The sequence below is a fragment of the Sphingomonas psychrolutea genome, assembly GCF_014636175.1.
Taxonomy (GTDB): domain Bacteria; phylum Pseudomonadota; class Alphaproteobacteria; order Sphingomonadales; family Sphingomonadaceae; genus Sphingomonas; species Sphingomonas psychrolutea.
Window position 1 is genome coordinate 134,869 of the sequence record NZ_BMDW01000008.1, and the last position, 15,606, is coordinate 150,474.

A 15,606-nucleotide genomic window follows, 5' to 3' on the forward strand; every position below is an offset into this window, starting at 1 on the left:
GCAATCGTTGCCGAATTGCGCGAGAGCCTGAAGAAGGTCGCAGGCGACGGCTTGCGTCGGCGCCCGGTGCTGCCGTTCGGGATCGGCGCGATCGACGGTGCCTTGGCGCCGGGCGGGCTGCGGCTCGATTCGCTCCACGAAATCGCGGCGGCCAGCCCCAGCCCGTCCGACGATGCCGCCGCGACGCTGTTCATGGCCGGGATCGCGGCGCGCGCCTGGGGGCCGGTGCTGTGGGTGGTGCGACGGCGCGATCTGTTTGCGCCCGGCCTGTATCAAGCGGGACTCGCGCCCGAACGGCTGATCTATGCCGAGGCGGCCGACGATGCCGAACTTCTGGCGCTGATGGAGGAAGGACTGCGCCACCGTGGCCTCGGCGCGGTGGTCGGCGAGGTGAAGCGCGCCGCCATGCCCAATACGCGGCGGCTGCAACTGGCAGCCGAGGGCGGCAAGACCGTCGCCTTGCTGCTGAAGCGACACGCGCGGGCGGCGAGCGATAAAGGCGGCGGCAATCCACTGGCGGTGCCTTCGGCGGCGGTGACGCGCTGGCGGATCGCATCGGCCCCCTCGGCCGCGCTGCCGATTGGCGTCGCCGGGGTCGGGCGCGCGATGTGGCGGGTGGAACTGGTCCGCCAACGCGGCGGCGAATCCGCCGAATGGACGATGGAGGCATGCGATGAAACGGGTCGCCTCGCTCTACCTGCCCGATTGGCCGATCGAACGGATCGTACGGCTGACGGTGCCGGCCGAGCGTATCGTCGCGCGGCCTGAGGCTGCGCCTTCAGAAGTTGGGCCGCCCGACCCTGCCCGATCCGCCACGCCCCGCGTCGGCGGCTGGCGCCCCGGCGCGCGCTGGGCGCGGGGGGACGCAGCACATCCGTTCAAGCCGATGCCATCGGATGAGGGTAGGACACCGGTGCGGAACACGCGCGGTGTTCCCTCCTCCCCTCCCTCACACCCCCGCCGTCACCCCGGCCTTGTGCCGGGGTCCACCGCGCAAAAATATCTGTCGCGCGAGTTGAAGAGTGGACCCCGGCACAAGGCCGGGGTGACGGAGGGAGGTATTAGCGGAGAGGCGCCAGCCCCCCTCGTCACCACGCTCCAGCAAGGCAACAAACTCGTCATCGCCGCCGCCTCCCCCGCCGCACGCGCGCTCGGAATCATCCCCGGCATGGCGGCAACGCAAGCGCGTGCTTTGGTGCCCGAGCTCGACATCCGCCCCGCCGATCCGGAGGGCGACCGGGCCGCCTTGCGCGATCTCGCGCTGCGCGCCGCACGGCGCTGGTGCCCGCTGGTTGCCATATCGGGTGAAGACGGCCTGTTCCTCGACATCACCGGCACCGCGCATTTGTTCGGCGGGGAAGCGCGGATGGCGCGCGGCATTGTGCGGTTGCTCGCGCGCGCCGGTTTCACCGCACGCCTTGCCGTCGCGGATACGCCGGGGGCGGCCTGGGCGCTCGCGCGCTACGCCCCCCAGCTGTGCGCCCCCGCCGCGCATTTCGACGCGATCGCGCCCCTCCCCACCGCCGCGCTCCGGCTTGAGCCGCGCGCGATTGATCTGCTCAAGCGGCTCGGCGTCGATACGGTCGGACAGCTGGCCGCGCTCCCCCGCGCGCCGCTGGCGCGACGCTTCGGCGGCAGGCTGATCGCGCGGCTCGACCAAGCGAGCGGACGCTTGCCCGAGCCGCTCGACCCGGTCATCCCGCCCGAAGCGATTGCCGTGATCCAGCGCTTCGCCGAACCGATCGCCACCGCCGACGCGATCGACCATTGGCTCAAGGAGCTCATGCCGCGCCTCGTCACCGCGCTCGCGCAAGCCGGGCTCGGCGCGCGCGCGATCGAATTGGTCGCGGACCGGATCGACGGCGTCCCGCAACGCCTGCGCATCGGCCTCGCCCGCCCGACGCGCGATGCCGGACATTTGCTCCGCCTGACACTGCGGCGGATCGAGGAGATCGCGCCGGGCTACGGCATCGACGCGCTGACGCTCCATGTCCGCCGCGCCGATCCGCTCGGCGCCGAGCCCTTTACCGAAACGCTGGAGGCGCGCGCGCCCGATCTCGCGCCGCTGATCGACACGCTCGCCAACCGCATCGGCGAAGCGGCGGTGTGGCGCATGGCCCCGCTCGAAAGCGATGTCCCCGAACGCGCGCTTCACGCCGTCCCCGCGCTCGATCCGCCGCCTGCCGCCGAGCGCGATTTGAAGGCCAGCGACGTCCGCCGGCTCGACGCGCGCGCGCCCGATCATCCCTGGCACATCCGCTGGCCGCGCCCGCCGCGCTTGCTCAGGCGGCCCGAACTGCTCGACCATGTCATCGCCGAACTGCCCGATCAGCCGCCACGCCGCTTCACTTGGCGCGGTGAAACCCACCGCATCGTGCGCGCCGACGGCCCCGAACGGATCGGCGGCGAATGGTGGAAGCGCAGCTCCGAGCGCCACAGCGTGCGCGATTATTTTCAGGTTGAAAACGAGGCTGGTCAGCGTTTCTGGCTGTTCCGCCGCGGCGATGGCGAGCGCAGCGAAACCGGCGATCTCAGCTGGTTCATCCACGGGTCGTTCGGGTGAATACGGCCTTAGCGGCGCGCGTCGATCGCCTTGAGATGGCCATTCGCTGCGTAGCGCAAAATCGCGCGATCGGATGTGACGAGCGGACATCCCAATGCGCGTGCCGTCGCAACCATGATCCGATCGCACGGGTCGCCGTGGATGTTGCCTTGCAATCCCCCAGCGTCGCGGCCGATCGCGCCGGTAACCGGCACTTCGACAATCCCGAACCCCCGCATTGCCTGATCAAGCCAAATATCCAGCGGACTTTCGAGCGCGATGCGTCGCTTATCGACCAGCATCGCCAGCTCCCAGGCGACCATCGCCGACATTCGCCGTTCGGGCTGCTCTTCGATCGCTCGAAGCGCCTTCGATCCGAGGTCGCTTGTACCCGCCGCCAGCCAAATCAGGGCATGGGTATCCAGCAGGATCATCGGGGCAGGCCGTCATCCCGCAAGCGCTCGTCCCATTTGGCTTCCCACTTGGCCTCCCAATCAGGATCGATCGGGCTTTCGATGTCGCCCAGGATCTTGATCGTTCCCTTCATCATGCCAAACAGCGGCGCAGAGGGCATTTTTTCGGCCACTGCCGATACCGTCGCGACCGGCTTGCCGCGCTTGGTGATGGTGATCGATTGGCCGGTGGCCTGGACCTCGTCGAGGATCGCCAGACACTTGGCCTTGAATTCTGCCGCGCCCATCGATTTCGTCACGATCGTCGCCTCTTGCAAACTGGTCACTTACTATAGTCACTTCCCCGGTTTCCGGCAATGAACTACGCCGAATTGCAAGTGACGACGCATTTCTCGTTCCTGCGCGGCGCCTCCTCGCCCGAGGATCTGTTCGCGACCGCCGCGGTGATGGGCATGGCCGCGCTCGGCGTGACCGATCGCAATTCGGTCGCGGGCGTGGTGCGCGCGCTGTATGCCTGTGACGAACTGGCCAAGCAGGGCCTGCGCATCCGCCCCGTCTCCGGCTGTCGGCTCGATCTGGTCGATGGCACCGCATTGCTCGTCTGGCCGCAGGATCGCGCCGCGTGGAGCCGCCTGACGACGCTGCTGACGATCGGCAAGGGCCGCGCCGATCCGCAGCACGGCGAGAAAGGCCAATGCTTCCTCCATTGGGACGATGTCGCGGCACATGCCGCGGGTCTGGTTGCCGCCCTCGTCCCAGGGCTCGACCCCGAACCGACCCCCGCCGACGAGGTCAATTTGCGCTGGATGGCCGAGCTGTTCCCCGATCGCGGGCATGTCTGCCTCACGCATCACCGCCGCCCGCGCGAGGCGGCACGGCTCGCCGCATTAGCTCAGGCCGCGCGCCGGTTCGGCCTCACCCCGCTCGCGACCGGCGATGTGCTGTATCACGACCCCGACAAGCGCATGCTGCAGGATGTCGTGACCGCAATCCGCGAGAAATGCACGATCGACGACCTCGGCCTACGCCGTGAACGCAGCCTCGACCGGCATTTGAAACCCCCCAGCGAAATGGCGCGGCGCTTCCGCGATCTGCCGCACGCACTCGCGGCGGGGGAAGCGATCGTCGAGCGCTGCACCTTTTCCTTGCGCGAGCTGAAGCACCAATATCCCGACGAGCGCGTGATGCTGGCGCACACCCCGCAGAAATCGCTCGAGAAGATGGCATGGCGCGCGCTCAACGCCCGCTTCACCCCCACGCGCCCGAGCCAACGCTATCGCACACTCCTGACCAAGGAACTCAAGCTCGTCCGTCACTGGAACTATGCCGCTTATTTCCTCACCGTGCATTCAATCGTGCAATTTGCGCGCAGCCAGGAAATCCTGTGCCAGGGGCGCGGATCGGCGGCGAATTCGGTGATTTGCTTCGTGCTCGGCATTACTTCGATCGACCCCGTCGTCCACCAATTGCTGTTCGAACGCTTCCTGTCCGAAGACCGCGCCGAACCGCCCGACATCGACGTCGATTTCGAACATGAACGGCGCGAGGACGTGATCCAGTGGATCTATCAGACGTACGGCCACCACCACGCCGCGCTCACCGCCGTCGTCAGCCGCTTCCGCGCGCGCGGCAGCATCCGCGAAGTCGGCAAGGTGCTCGGCCTGCCCGAGGACATGACCGCCGCGCTTGCCAGCCAGGTGTGGGGCTGGTCGAACGACGGCGTGCCCGACGAACATGTCAAGGCGCTCAACCTCGATCCGAGCGAACCGCGCCTCGCGCTGGCGCTGGAGCTCGCGCAGCAATTGCTCGGCACGCCGCGGCATTTGTCGCAGCATCCCGGCGGCTTCGTGCTGACGCGCGACCGGCTCGATTCGCTGATCCCGATCGAGCCCGCCGCGATGATCGACCGCCGCGTAATCGAATGGGAAAAGGCCGATATCGAATATCTGAGCTTCATGAAGGTCGATATTCTGGGCTTGGGCATGCTCGGGTGCCTGCGCCGCGCCTTTACTTTGCTCGAACGGCATAAGGGGCAGGTCGTCACGATGGGATCGGCCACGCTGCAGGGCAACGATCCCGCGACCTATCGGATGATCCAAGCGGCCGATACGCTCGGCACCTTCCAGATCGAGAGCCGCGCGCAAATGTCGATGTTGCCGCGGATGCGCCCGGTCGATTTCTACGACCTCGCGATCCAGATTGCGATCGTGCGCCCCGGCCCGATCCAGGGCGACATGGTCCACCCCTATCTCAAACGCCGCGAACAGATGCGCAGCGGCAAGATCGAGATCGAATATCCCAGCCCGAAGCTCAAAAGCGTCCTCAAGAAAACGCTCGGCGTGCCACTGTTCCAGGAACAGGCGATGCAAGTCGCGATCATCGGCGCCGGCTTTTCGCCCAATGAGGCCGATCAATTGCGCAAGGCGATGGCGACCTTCAAGATGACCGGCGGCGTCGGCGAATTCGAGGAACGGCTGATCGCGGGCATGCGCCGCAACGGCATTACCCAAGCCTTTGCCGAACGGCTGGTGCAACAGATCAAGGGCTTTGGCAGCTACGGTTTTCCCGAAAGCCATGCCGCGAGCTTCGCCAAGATCGCCTACGCCTCGTGCTGGCTGAAATGCCATCACCCCGATATATTCTGCGCGGCATTGCTCAACGCGCAGCCAATGGGCTTTTACGCGCCCGCGCAAATCGTCCGCGATGCGCGGGAGCATGGGGTGGTGATCGAACCGCTGTGTGTGAACCGCAGCGATTGGGATACGATCGTTTTAAGTTCCCTCTCCCTTCGGGAGAGGGAAGGGGCCCACGCCGAAGGCGTGGGAAGGGTGAGGGCGACAGCTCCTGATCACCCTCACCCTTCCGTCGCTTCGCTCCTCCCTCCCTCTCCCGCTGGGAGAGGGATCCCCCTCCGCCTCGGCCTGCGCATCGTGCTCGGCCTGTCGGGCGAAGACGCCGGCCGCATCCTGCTCGCGCGCGCCACGCGCCCGTTCGCGTCGGTCGAGGATCTGTGGCGGCGCACCGGCGTGTCGCGCGGCACGCTCGAGAAAATCGCGCAGGCCGATGGCTTTCACGGCCTCGGACTCGACCGGCGGCAAGCGCTGTGGGCAGTCAAGGCGCTCGGCGAAAAGCCGCTGCCGTTGTTCGCCGCGACCGAATCCGCCGCCGAACCGCAGGTCACGCTCACCGCGCTCACCGCGGGGCGCGAAGTGGTCGAGGATTACCGCGCGACACAATTGTCGCTGCGCGCGCATCCAGTCAGTTTCTTACGCGGCGCACTCGATCTGCGCCGCATCACCCGCTGCGGCGATTTGAAGGGGTTAAAGGACGGCACCCGCATCGAAGTCGCCGGCCTCATCCTCGTGCGGCAACGCCCGGGCAGCGCCAAGGGCGTGGTGTTCGTCACGCTGGAGGACGAAACCGGCATCGCCAACGCGATCCTGTGGCCCGACAAGTTCGAAGCACAGCGCCGCACCGTGATGGGCGCGGCGATGCTCGGCATCACAGGCCGCGTGCAATGCGAAAGCGGCACGATCCACGTCATCGCCGACCGCATTACCGATCTGACCGGGTTACTGCGCCAGATCGGCGACTTGGATTTGCCCGACATGACGATGCCCGGCGACGGCGCGACGCATGGCGGCACGATCGATCCGCGCGACCGCAAGCCCGAGTGGAAACCCACCCCACAACGCGCGCTAGAAAGCTGGCCCCCGCGCGAACGGCGCGGTGATGGTGACCTGATCCCGATCAGGAGCCACGATTTTCACTAGCTCCCCTCCCTTTCAGGGAGGGGAGCTAGCTCGCGCCTCAACCCACCACCGTCTGTTCGATCACCCCGAAGATCGGGTGGCGCTTGTCGTCCTCGGCCCAGATGCGCACCGTGTCGCCCGCTTTCAGGAACGGCGTGTGCGGGCTGCCGCTGCGGAGCATCTCGACTGTGCGCATTTCGGCGAGGCACGAATAGCCGACTCCGCCCTCGGCGATCGGCTTGCCCGGGCCGCCATCGGCACCGCGGTTGGAAACGGTTCCCGAACCGATGATCGTCCCAGCACACAGCGCCCGCGTCTTGGCGGCGTGGGCGATCAGCGTGCCGAAATCGAAGGTCATGTCCTCGCCTGCATCGGCGCGGCCGAACGGCGTGCCGTTGAGATCGACGCACAGCCGCCGGTGCAGCTTGCCCTCCTGCCACCACGCGCCGAGCGCATCGGGGGTCACGAAGACGGGTGAGAAGGCGCTGGCCGGCTTCGATTGGAAGAAGCCGAAGCCCTTGCCCAGTTCGCCGGGGATGAGATGGCGCAAGCTGACGTCGTTGGTCAGCCCGACCAGCCGCACGCTGGCCAGCGCATCCTCGCGGCTCGCGCCCAAGGCTACGTCGCCGGTGACGACGACGACTTCGGCTTCGAAATCGCAGCCCAGTGCCTCGTCCGCGAACGGGATCGGGTCGCGCGGGGCCAGGAACCCGTCGGAGCCGCCCTGATACATCAGCGGATCATGCCAGAAGCTGTCGGGCAAATCCGCGCCGCGCGACTGCCGCACCAAAGCAACATGGTTCACATAGGCCGAGCCATCGGCCCATTGATACGCGCGCGGCAGCGGGGACGCAGCGGCATGTTCGTGGAAGCGCCGCATCGGGATCATCTCATGCTCGAGATCGGTCGCGAGGTTCTGCAGATCGGGCAAGAGCCTGTCCCAATCGTCGAGCGCCGCTTGCAACGTCGGCGCGATATGCGCCGCATCGGCGCACCAGGCGAGATCGTTCGATACGACGACGAGTTGCCCGTCGCGACCCGATTTGAGGCTGGCCAGTTTCATGCGCGCTCTCCTAGCGTTTTTCACACCCTATCCGTTCGCTTCGAGCGAAGTCGAGAAGCCATTCGCCGGATGGGTGATGTTTCTCGACTTCGCTCGAAACCAACGGAGGGAGTTGACGCTTCCGGAAACTCCCCCCAAACCGGTCAAAACAAGTTGCAAGAGAGGACCTATCCCATGTCGTCGCTCGACACCGTGCCCGGACGCTTCGCCTATACCGAGGATCATGAGGCGTTTCGCCAGACCGTGCGCAGCTTCCTGCAAAAGGAAGGCGTGCCGCACGTCAACGAATGGGAGGAAAACAAGCTCGTCCCCAAATCCTTCTGGATGAAAGCGGGCGAAATCGGGATGCTCTGCCCGACCGCGCCCGAGGCGTATGGCGGGCTCGGCCTCGATTTCGGCTATAATGCGATCGTCGATGAAGAGATGTCGTATAACGGCGTCCCCGCCGGCTTCTCACTGCAATCCGACATCGTCGCCGGCTATATCGAAACCTATGGTTCGGAGGAGCAGAAGCAACACTGGCTGCCCAAGATGGTCTCGGGCGAAGTCATCACCGCGATCGCGATGACCGAACCGGGCACGGGGAGCGATTTGCAGGCAATCTGCACCAGCGCCAAAAAGGACGGCAACCATTACGTCATCAACGGCTCCAAGACCTATATCACCAACGGCCAAAATACCGATCTGACGCTGGTCGTCGCCAAGACCGATCCCGACGCCAAGCCCGCGTGGAAGGGCATGTCGATCATCCTGGTCGAAAGCGACCGCGACGGCTTCAAGAAGGGCCGCAAGCTCAACAAGATTGGCATGGAGGCAGCCGACACCAGCGAGTTGTTCTTCGAGGATGTCCGCGTGCCGATCACCAACTGCCTGGGCGAGGAAGGCAAGGGCTTCATCTATCTAATGAGCCAATTGCCGCAGGAGCGTTTGTCGATCGCGGTATCGGTGCAGGCCTCGGCGCAAAAGGCGTTCGACGAAACGGTGGAATTCACCAAGACGCGCAAGGCCTTTGCCGGGATGGTGTTCGATTTCCAGAACACGCGCTTCGTGCTGGCGGACCTTAAGGCGAAGCTCCAGGTCGGCTGGGCGCATCTCGACTGGGCGATCGCGCGGCATTTGAAGGGGGAGCTGACCAATGAGGAAGGTGCCGCCGCCAAGCTGTGGCACACCGATCTGCAATGGGAAGTGATGGACAAGTGCCTGCAGCTGCATGGCGGAGCCGGCTATATGAACGAATATCCGATCGCCCGCGCGTGGCGCGCGGCGCGCGTGACGCGCATCTTCGGCGGCACGAACGAGATCATGAAGGAACTGATCGGGCGCTCGCTCTAGCAGGCACATAACGGGCCCGACGGCGTCCCGTCGGGCCTGATATCCCCGTCCCTTTCAAGGACAGGGCGACTCCTTACAGCGTGTTGCCTGCGACTGCATTCGTCTCGGGTCCGGCCTGATCGACGAGCGTCGCATTATCAGCCTCATCGCTTCCGTCTGCGCCGTTGCCGAGCGTTGCGTTGTCGATCTCGCTTGCATTGGCAGGCGCGGTGTCATTCAGGCTCGCATCCGCCGTTTTGCCGTTACCCCACCAGTCGCACGCCGCGAGCGGCAACGCGAGGCTGGCGACGAGCGCCAGCGGCATGATCTTTTTCATCATCGTCGTCTCCGATTCGGTGCCCAAGTCACGGTGTCCCGCCGCAACTTCACAAGCACGATCAATTCATACTCTTTCACTGGGAAATGAATCAAGGCTTTTTTGGGGCAGAATGTGGCGATTATGTGGAAACGCCTCAATCCATTGACACCTCATCGGAAAGTCCGGATTGTCGGGGCGAAAACCAAACGGCCAAAGGCCAAGGGGACTGCATGATCCGGAACGCCAGGACCGCCACTTCACGAACCTTGCTCACGGCAGTCGCGACGTGCGCGCTGCTCGCCGGCTGTGCGAGCGACGGCGGGGCGAAACCCGCCACCGCCTCCTCCAAGCCTGGCCCCGGCATGGGCAAGGGCTATAGCCACGACCCCTTTCCCTCGACCTACAAAGCCTATCCCGGCGTGCCGACGCTGGTCACCCACGTCACGATCTTCGACGGCGAAGGCGGGCGGATCGACGATGGATCGGTGTTGTTCGCCGATGGCAAGATCGTCAGCCTCGGCCAGAGCGTCGCGGCGCCCGCGGGGGCGACCGTCATCGATGGCACCGGCAAGACGCTGACCCCCGGCATCATCGACATTCACAGCCATCTCGGCGACTATCCCTCGCCCGGCGTACAGGCCAATTCCGACGGCAATGAAGCGACCGGCCCGGTCACCGCCGACGTCTGGGCCGAACATAGCGTGTGGCCGCAAGACCCCGGCTTCAGCCGCGCGCTGACCAATGGCGGCGTCACCACGCTCGAAATCTTGCCCGGCTCGGCCAATTTGATGGGCGGGCGCTCGGTCGTCATCAAGAACGTCTATGCCCGCACCGAACAGGGCATGAAATTCCCCGGCGCGCCCTATGGCCTCAAGATGGCGTGCGGCGAGAATCCGAAGCGCGTCTATGGCGGCAAGGGGCGCGAACCCTCGACCCGGATGGGCAATGTTGCGGTCGACCGGCAGACCTGGGCCAAGGCCGTCGAATATAAGCGCAAATGGGACAAATACGAAAAGGACGGCGGCGAAGCGCCCAGTCGCGACATCGCGATGGACACGCTGCGCGGCGTACTGTCGGGCGAAATCCTCGTCCAGAACCATTGCTACCGCGCCGACGAAATGGCCATCGTCATGGATATGGCGAAGGAATTCGGCTATCATGTCAGCGCGTTCCACCACGCAGTCGAAGCGTACAAGATCGCCGATCTTTTGAAAACCAACGGCACCTGCGCCGCCGTCTGGGCCGATTGGTGGGGCTTCAAGATGGAATCGTACGACGCGATCGGCGAGAATCTCGCGCTGCTGCAAAAAAATGGTGCGTGCGGCATGATCCATTCGGACGATGCCAACGGCATCCAGCGTTTGAACCAGGAAGTCGCCAAGGCGCTCGCCTCGGGGCGGCGCGCCGGGATCGACATTTCGGACGCGGTCGCGTGGGAATGGCTGACTTACAATCCCGCCAAGGCGCTCGGCATTGCCGACAAGACCGGCAGCCTCAAGCCCGGCAAGATGGCCGATGTCGTGTTGTGGAACGGCAATCCGTTCAGCGTGTACACCCGCCCCGAAAAAGTGTGGATCGACGGCGCGCTGCTCTACGATTCAGGCAATCCGAAGCTCAGACCCGTGTCCGATTTCGAACTTGGCCAGCCCGGCTCGGGAGATGTGAAGTGAAACGCCTCCTGCTCCTCAGCGTCGCGTTCTTCGCGACGCCAGCCACCGCGCAAAGCGTTGCGATCACCAATGCCAAGCTCGTAATCGGCGACGGCTCTGCCCCGATCGAGGGCGGCACTGTCGTCGTCCAGGGCGGACGCGTGATCGCCGCGGGCAAGTCGGTCGCGGTCCCGGCGGGCATGCCGAGCGTCGATGCCGGCGGCAAATGGGTCACCCCCGGCATCGTCGCGGGCTTCACGCGGATGGGCATCGTCGAATCCGACGGGATCGAGGAAACCAACGACACCGCCGCGCGCGGCAGCCCGTTCCACGCCGCGATCGATGTCGCCCCCGCCGTCAACCCGGCGACCTCCTCAATTCCGCTCAACCGTGCCGAGGGCATCACGCGCGCCATCGTCGCGCCCGACAATGACGGGTCGATCTTCGCCGGATTGGGCGCGGTGATCGATCTCGGCGTTGACCGTGCGCCCATCACCAAGGCGCGCGCCTTCCAGTTCATGGAATATGGCGGCGGCGGGTCGCGCAGCGGCAACAGCCGCCCGGCGATGATCGCGATGTTCCGCAACGCGCTGGCGCAAGTGAAGGACTATGTCCGGTCTCCCGCTGCCTATCCCGATCAGGGCAAGGACGCGTTGCTTACGCGCGCCGATGCCTCCGCGTTGGTACCGGTCGCGAATGGCACGATGCCGCTGCTGATTCATGTCGAACGCGCCTCGGACATGCTCGCGCTGATCGATCTGAAGCGCGATTATCCGGCGCTCAAACTGGTGTTCGTCGGCGCCGCCGAAGGCTGGCTCGTCGCCCCGCAGATCGCCGCCGCACACATCCCCGTCATCGCCTCGGCACTGACCGATTTGCCCGCGACCTTTGACCAGCTCGGCTCGACGCAATCGAACATCGGGCGAATGAAGGCGGCGGGCGTCCTCGTCGGCATCGGCACGATCGACGACAATGAAGCGCGTCAGGCACGGCTCGAAAAGCAATATGCCGGCAATCTCGTTGCGCTGACCAAGCTGCCTGGCGCGACCGGGCTCGACTGGAACGCCGCCTTCGCCGCGATCACCTCGATCCCGGCCGAGGTCATCGGCATGGGCGGCGAGATCGGCTCGCTGAAGGCTGGTCGCCGCGGCGACGTGGTGATCTGGGACGGCGATCCGCTGGAACTTGGAACGGGCGTCAACGCAGTCTGGATCGACGGGATCAAGCAACCGCTGCGCACACGCCAGGATGCGTTGCGCGATCGCTACATGCTGCCGGGCGAAGGGGCACTGCCCAAGGCCTATGAACGGTAACCGCATCGGTGCGGTTACCGCCAAGCTAAGGCTCATCGTTTTAGCGTAGACCGTCGTCCCCTTCTGAGCGCCGTCTATAATGCGCTGAAATGGGGCGCGGTCGGCCCCGGGGCAGGGGCGATGAGATTGATGGACGGACGGCGTTACTGCCAGCACGAAGCCCGGAAAGTGCGCGCTGGCTGCCGTCGCGGGCGATCCGGCGGATGCTGAAACGCGTTCCCGTGCGCGAGATCACACTCGGCATGTACGTCCACGCAATCGACGGGCCATGGCTGGCGCAGCCATTCTGGCGCTCCCGCTTTTTGCTGACCAGCCTCGATCAGATCGCCATGCTGCGTCGCAGCAACGTCAAGGCCGTGATGATCGATCTCGATCGCTGTGTCGGATCGGCAAGGCCCGTCCATCCCGGGCGCGTGCGCCGAGTGCAGGTGCAAAACGACATCGTGCGACGCGAGGCCGATCTAACGGCAGCGAAGCACGTCACCGACGATGCCCGCGCCTTTATGAAAGCCGTTTTCGACGGCGCGAGCAATGGCGCGCGCCTTGAGACCGGCCCACTCGATGGGGTGGTCCGGTCGATCACGGATGCGCTCGAACGCAATCGTCCGATGCTGCTCGGGATGATGCGGCTGAAAACGCGCGATAGCTATACCTATTTTCATTCGGTCGCGGTCGGCACGCTGATGATCAATTTCGCGCGCGAACTGGGTCTTGCGGCCGACGATGTACGGCTGATGGGGCTGGGCGGGCTATTCCACGATATCGGCAAGATCCGCATCGCCAAGGACGTTCTGAACAAACCGGGGCGGCTGACCCCGGCGGAGTGGGACGAAATGCGCCGACACCCGGAAATCGGGCACGCCCTGCTGCAAGCAGGCGATGTTCCGTCGACTGCGCTCGACGTCTGCCTCCATCACCATGAGAAGGTCGATGGCAGCGGCTATCCGTTCGGCCTTGTCGGCGACGACATCAGCCTGGCGGCGCGGATGGGGGCGATTTGCGACGTGTATGATGCCCTCACCTCGGAACGCGCGTATAAGGACGCCTCGTCGCCCGTCGCGGCCGTCGCCGCGATGGCCAGTTGGTCAGGGCATTTCGATCCGGCGCTGCTCTTCGTGTTCATGAAGAGCATCTGCGTCTTCCCGGTCGGCATGCTCATCCGGTTGCGCTCGGGACATCTTGCGATGATGCGCGATAATGGCCGTCGGACCAGTCGCGCGCGGCTCACGGTCTTTTACGACATTGCGGACCAGCGGCTGCTGCCGCCGTACGAAGTCTACCTCTCTGACATCGACACGAGCGCAACGATCCTCGATGTGCCGGATCCGCTTCACTACGGCTTAGCCAACTGGGCCGAAGTCAAGGAGCAGCTACTGGAGGGCCATGATCCATCGATCGGCAGCGGAGCGCGCCCGAAGCTGGGGTGAGCGCCACAACCTCTCCCCGAGATCCGCGCCATCTTGACTTTTCTCCGTTCCCTGCGTAATGGCGCTCCATCGAGGCGTCATGCAGCGTGATCGGATGTGCCGCAAAGGCAGTCCAAGCTCCGCCTCGGTCGTTATCCAACGGACTTCCCTTTTCACGCGGGGTGTCATCCTCCCCCGCCATCCGTGCGCCCAAAAGGCGTGCGTCCATGGCACATGCAATGGACCGAACTACTATGACTTTCGCACAACTCGGCCTGGCCGAGCCGCTCGTCCGCGCGCTCGAAGCCAAAGGCTATACCACCCCCACCCCGATCCAGAAGCAATCGATCCCGATCCTGCTCGAAGGCGGCGATCTGCTCGGCATCGCGCAGACTGGCACCGGCAAGACCGCAGCCTTCGTGCTCCCGTCGATCCAGCATCTCGTCAATAACGAAAAGCGCGTGCTGCCGACGCATTGCCGCATGCTCGTGCTCGCCCCGACGCGCGAACTGGCCAGCCAGATCGCCGAGAGCGCGCGCGACTATGGTAAATTCTCCAAAATGTCGGTCGCAACCGTCTTCGGCGGCACCAGCATCAACAAGAACCGCCAGGACATGGCACGCGGCGTCGATATCCTCGTCGCCACGCCGGGCCGCTTGCTCGATCTGATCGAGCAACGCTTCGTCAGCCTTGCGATGCTCGAAATCCTCGTGCTCGACGAAGCCGATCAGATGCTCGACCTCGGCTTCATCCACGCGCTGCGCAAGATCGTCCGGATGCTGCCCAAGCAGCGCCAGACGTTGTTCTTCTCGGCGACGATGCCCAATGCGATCCGCGAGCTGGCCAACCAGTTCCTCAACGATCCGCAGACCGTCAAGGTCGCGCCGGTCGCGACGACGGCCGAGCGCGTCGACCAGAAGGTCGTGTTCATCAACCAGGGTGAAAAGCAGGCGATGCTGACGATCCTACTGCGCGACGAAGCCGTCGAGCGTTCATTGGTCTTCACCCGTACCAAGCATGGTGCCGACCGCGTCGTGAAATTGCTCGCCGCCAACGGCATCGAATCGAACGCAATCCACGGCAATAAGAGCCAGCCGCAGCGCGAACGCGCGCTCGCCGAGTTCAAATCGGGCAAGGCCAAGGTGCTCGTCGCGACCGATATCGCCGCGCGCGGGATCGACGTGTCGGGCGTCAGCCATGTGTTCAACTTCGAACTGCCCAACGTGCCCGAGCAATATGTCCACCGCATCGGCCGCACCGCGCGCGCCGGCGCATCGGGCATCGCGATCAGCTTCTGCGCCGATGACGAGCGGACGTATCTGCGCGACATCGAAAAGCTGACGCGCGTGAAGCCCGAAATGTTGCCGCTGCCCGAAGGCTTCATGGCCGAAGCCGCGCGGATCAAGGCGGCGCGTCCGGCCGGGTCCGACACGTTCGAACGCCGCGACGAATCGGGCCGTCACCGCGCGCCGCCCAAGGCAACACACGCCGCGCGCCCGACCGGGGATCGTCCGGCTGGTGCCGGTCGTCCTGGTGGTCCAGGCCGTCCCGGTGGCCAAGGTCGCCCCGGCGGTCAAGGTCGGCCTGGCCAGGGCCGTCCTGGCGGCAATGGTGGTGGTCGTGGCGCGCAAGGCGGCGGCGGCGGTCGCCGTTCGCCTGCCGCAGGCTGATTGCTGGCATCCACCCCGGCGGCGAGTTAAACGCCAAACCGGGGTGGCCGGGCTGAACTCGCCTTGCTTAGAGGCTGTCTCGAAACGGCGGCGTAATGATAGTGGACGATCGAGCTCCGGTATGATTCCAGAGGGTTGCGACACCTGATCTGGAAGAACCGATGTGGA

Annotated in this window: 12 protein-coding genes; 8 read left to right on the forward strand and 4 right to left on the reverse strand. The window is 65.3% G+C overall.

The features are described from left to right. Window positions 1–15 precede the first annotated feature (15 nt). Both IEV62_RS08725 and IEV62_RS08730 read left to right on the forward strand, forming a co-directional pair. A complete protein-coding gene (locus IEV62_RS08725; RefSeq protein ID WP_188446594.1) occupies window positions 16–768 on the forward strand; it encodes an ImuA family protein in 753 nt (250 codons plus the stop codon). After that, complete coding sequence (locus IEV62_RS08730; protein WP_188446558.1) at window positions 674–2,563, forward strand: DUF6504 family protein; 1,890 nt, start codon at window positions 674–676, stop codon at window positions 2,561–2,563. Before IEV62_RS08725 ends, IEV62_RS08730 begins: the two co-directional genes overlap by 95 nt. Before the next feature lie 8 nt (window positions 2,564–2,571). Here the strand turns inward: IEV62_RS08730 and IEV62_RS08735 are convergent, their stop codons facing one another. Continuing rightward, window positions 2,572–2,976 carry a type II toxin-antitoxin system VapC family toxin gene (locus tag IEV62_RS08735; protein WP_188446560.1) on the reverse strand — a complete coding sequence of 135 codons (405 nt, stop codon included), beginning with the start codon at window positions 2,974–2,976 and terminating at the stop codon, window positions 2,572–2,574. After that, on the reverse strand, window positions 2,973–3,281 hold the full coding sequence (locus IEV62_RS08740) for a type II toxin-antitoxin system Phd/YefM family antitoxin (RefSeq protein ID WP_229732963.1): 309 nt from the start codon (window positions 3,279–3,281) through the stop codon (window positions 2,973–2,975). The genes IEV62_RS08735 and IEV62_RS08740 overlap by 4 nt, the downstream gene beginning before the upstream one ends. 30 nt (window positions 3,282–3,311) lie before the next feature. Between IEV62_RS08740 and IEV62_RS08745 the strand changes: the two genes are divergently transcribed. Continuing rightward, window positions 3,312–6,728: an error-prone DNA polymerase gene (locus IEV62_RS08745; RefSeq protein WP_188446562.1), complete on the forward strand. Its 3,417-nt coding sequence runs from the start codon at window positions 3,312–3,314 to the stop codon at window positions 6,726–6,728. Between the two features lie 37 nt (window positions 6,729–6,765). Here the strand turns inward: IEV62_RS08745 and IEV62_RS08750 are convergent, their stop codons facing one another. Continuing rightward, window positions 6,766–7,770 (reverse strand): fumarylacetoacetate hydrolase family protein, encoded by a 1,005-nt coding sequence (locus IEV62_RS08750; protein WP_188446564.1) that lies wholly within the window; start codon window positions 7,768–7,770, stop codon window positions 6,766–6,768. 174 nt (window positions 7,771–7,944) lie between these two features. On the opposite strand from IEV62_RS08750, the gene IEV62_RS08755 reads away from it, so the two are divergent. Beyond that, on the forward strand, window positions 7,945–9,102 hold the full coding sequence (locus IEV62_RS08755; RefSeq protein WP_188446565.1) for an acyl-CoA dehydrogenase family protein: 1,158 nt from the start codon (window positions 7,945–7,947) through the stop codon (window positions 9,100–9,102). A gap of 73 nt (window positions 9,103–9,175) precedes the next feature. Here IEV62_RS08755 and IEV62_RS08760 read toward each other — a convergent pair whose 3' ends face one another. Further along, window positions 9,176–9,421 (reverse strand): hypothetical protein, encoded by a 246-nt coding sequence (locus tag IEV62_RS08760; RefSeq protein WP_188446566.1) that lies wholly within the window; start codon window positions 9,419–9,421, stop codon window positions 9,176–9,178. 209 nt (window positions 9,422–9,630) lie between these two features. On the opposite strand from IEV62_RS08760, the gene IEV62_RS08765 reads away from it, so the two are divergent. The 4 genes from IEV62_RS08765 to IEV62_RS08780 all read left to right on the forward strand — a co-directional run bounded on the left by IEV62_RS08765 (window position 9,631) and on the right by IEV62_RS08780 (window position 15,438). Then, window positions 9,631–11,070 carry an amidohydrolase gene (locus tag IEV62_RS08765; protein WP_188446567.1) on the forward strand — a complete coding sequence of 480 codons (1,440 nt, stop codon included), beginning with the start codon at window positions 9,631–9,633 and terminating at the stop codon, window positions 11,068–11,070. Further along, on the forward strand, window positions 11,067–12,362 hold the full coding sequence (locus IEV62_RS08770) for an amidohydrolase family protein (RefSeq protein WP_188446568.1): 1,296 nt from the start codon (window positions 11,067–11,069) through the stop codon (window positions 12,360–12,362). The genes IEV62_RS08765 and IEV62_RS08770 overlap by 4 nt, the downstream gene beginning before the upstream one ends. 203 nt (window positions 12,363–12,565) lie before the next feature. Next, a complete protein-coding gene (locus IEV62_RS08775; RefSeq protein ID WP_188446569.1) occupies window positions 12,566–13,789 on the forward strand; it encodes an HD-GYP domain-containing protein in 1,224 nt (407 codons plus the stop codon). Window positions 13,790–14,022: 233 nt separating this feature from the next. Further along, complete coding sequence (locus IEV62_RS08780) at window positions 14,023–15,438, forward strand: DEAD/DEAH box helicase (protein WP_188446571.1); 1,416 nt, start codon at window positions 14,023–14,025, stop codon at window positions 15,436–15,438. Window positions 15,439–15,606: the final 168 nt, after the last annotated feature.

Bases quoted from the DNA above. Each gene is read 5' to 3' on its own strand.
- IEV62_RS08730 (WP_188446558.1), top strand. From the start codon at position 674: ATGAAACGGGTCGCCTCGCTCTACCTGCCCGATTGGCCGATCGAACGG.
- IEV62_RS08735 (WP_188446560.1), bottom strand. From the start codon at position 2,976: ATGATCCTGCTGGATACCCATGCCCTGATTTGGCTGGCGGCGGGTACA.
- IEV62_RS08745 (WP_188446562.1), top strand. From the start codon at position 3,312: ATGAACTACGCCGAATTGCAAGTGACGACGCATTTCTCGTTCCTGCGC.
- IEV62_RS08750 (WP_188446564.1), bottom strand. From the start codon at position 7,770: ATGAAACTGGCCAGCCTCAAATCGGGTCGCGACGGGCAACTCGTCGTC.
- IEV62_RS08755 (WP_188446565.1), top strand. From the start codon at position 7,945: ATGTCGTCGCTCGACACCGTGCCCGGACGCTTCGCCTATACCGAGGAT.
- IEV62_RS08760 (WP_188446566.1), bottom strand. From the start codon at position 9,421: ATGATGAAAAAGATCATGCCGCTGGCGCTCGTCGCCAGCCTCGCGTTG.
- IEV62_RS08765 (WP_188446567.1), top strand. From the start codon at position 9,631: ATGATCCGGAACGCCAGGACCGCCACTTCACGAACCTTGCTCACGGCA.
- IEV62_RS08775 (WP_188446569.1), top strand. From the start codon at position 12,566: ATGCTGAAACGCGTTCCCGTGCGCGAGATCACACTCGGCATGTACGTC.
- IEV62_RS08780 (WP_188446571.1), top strand. From the start codon at position 14,023: ATGACTTTCGCACAACTCGGCCTGGCCGAGCCGCTCGTCCGCGCGCTC.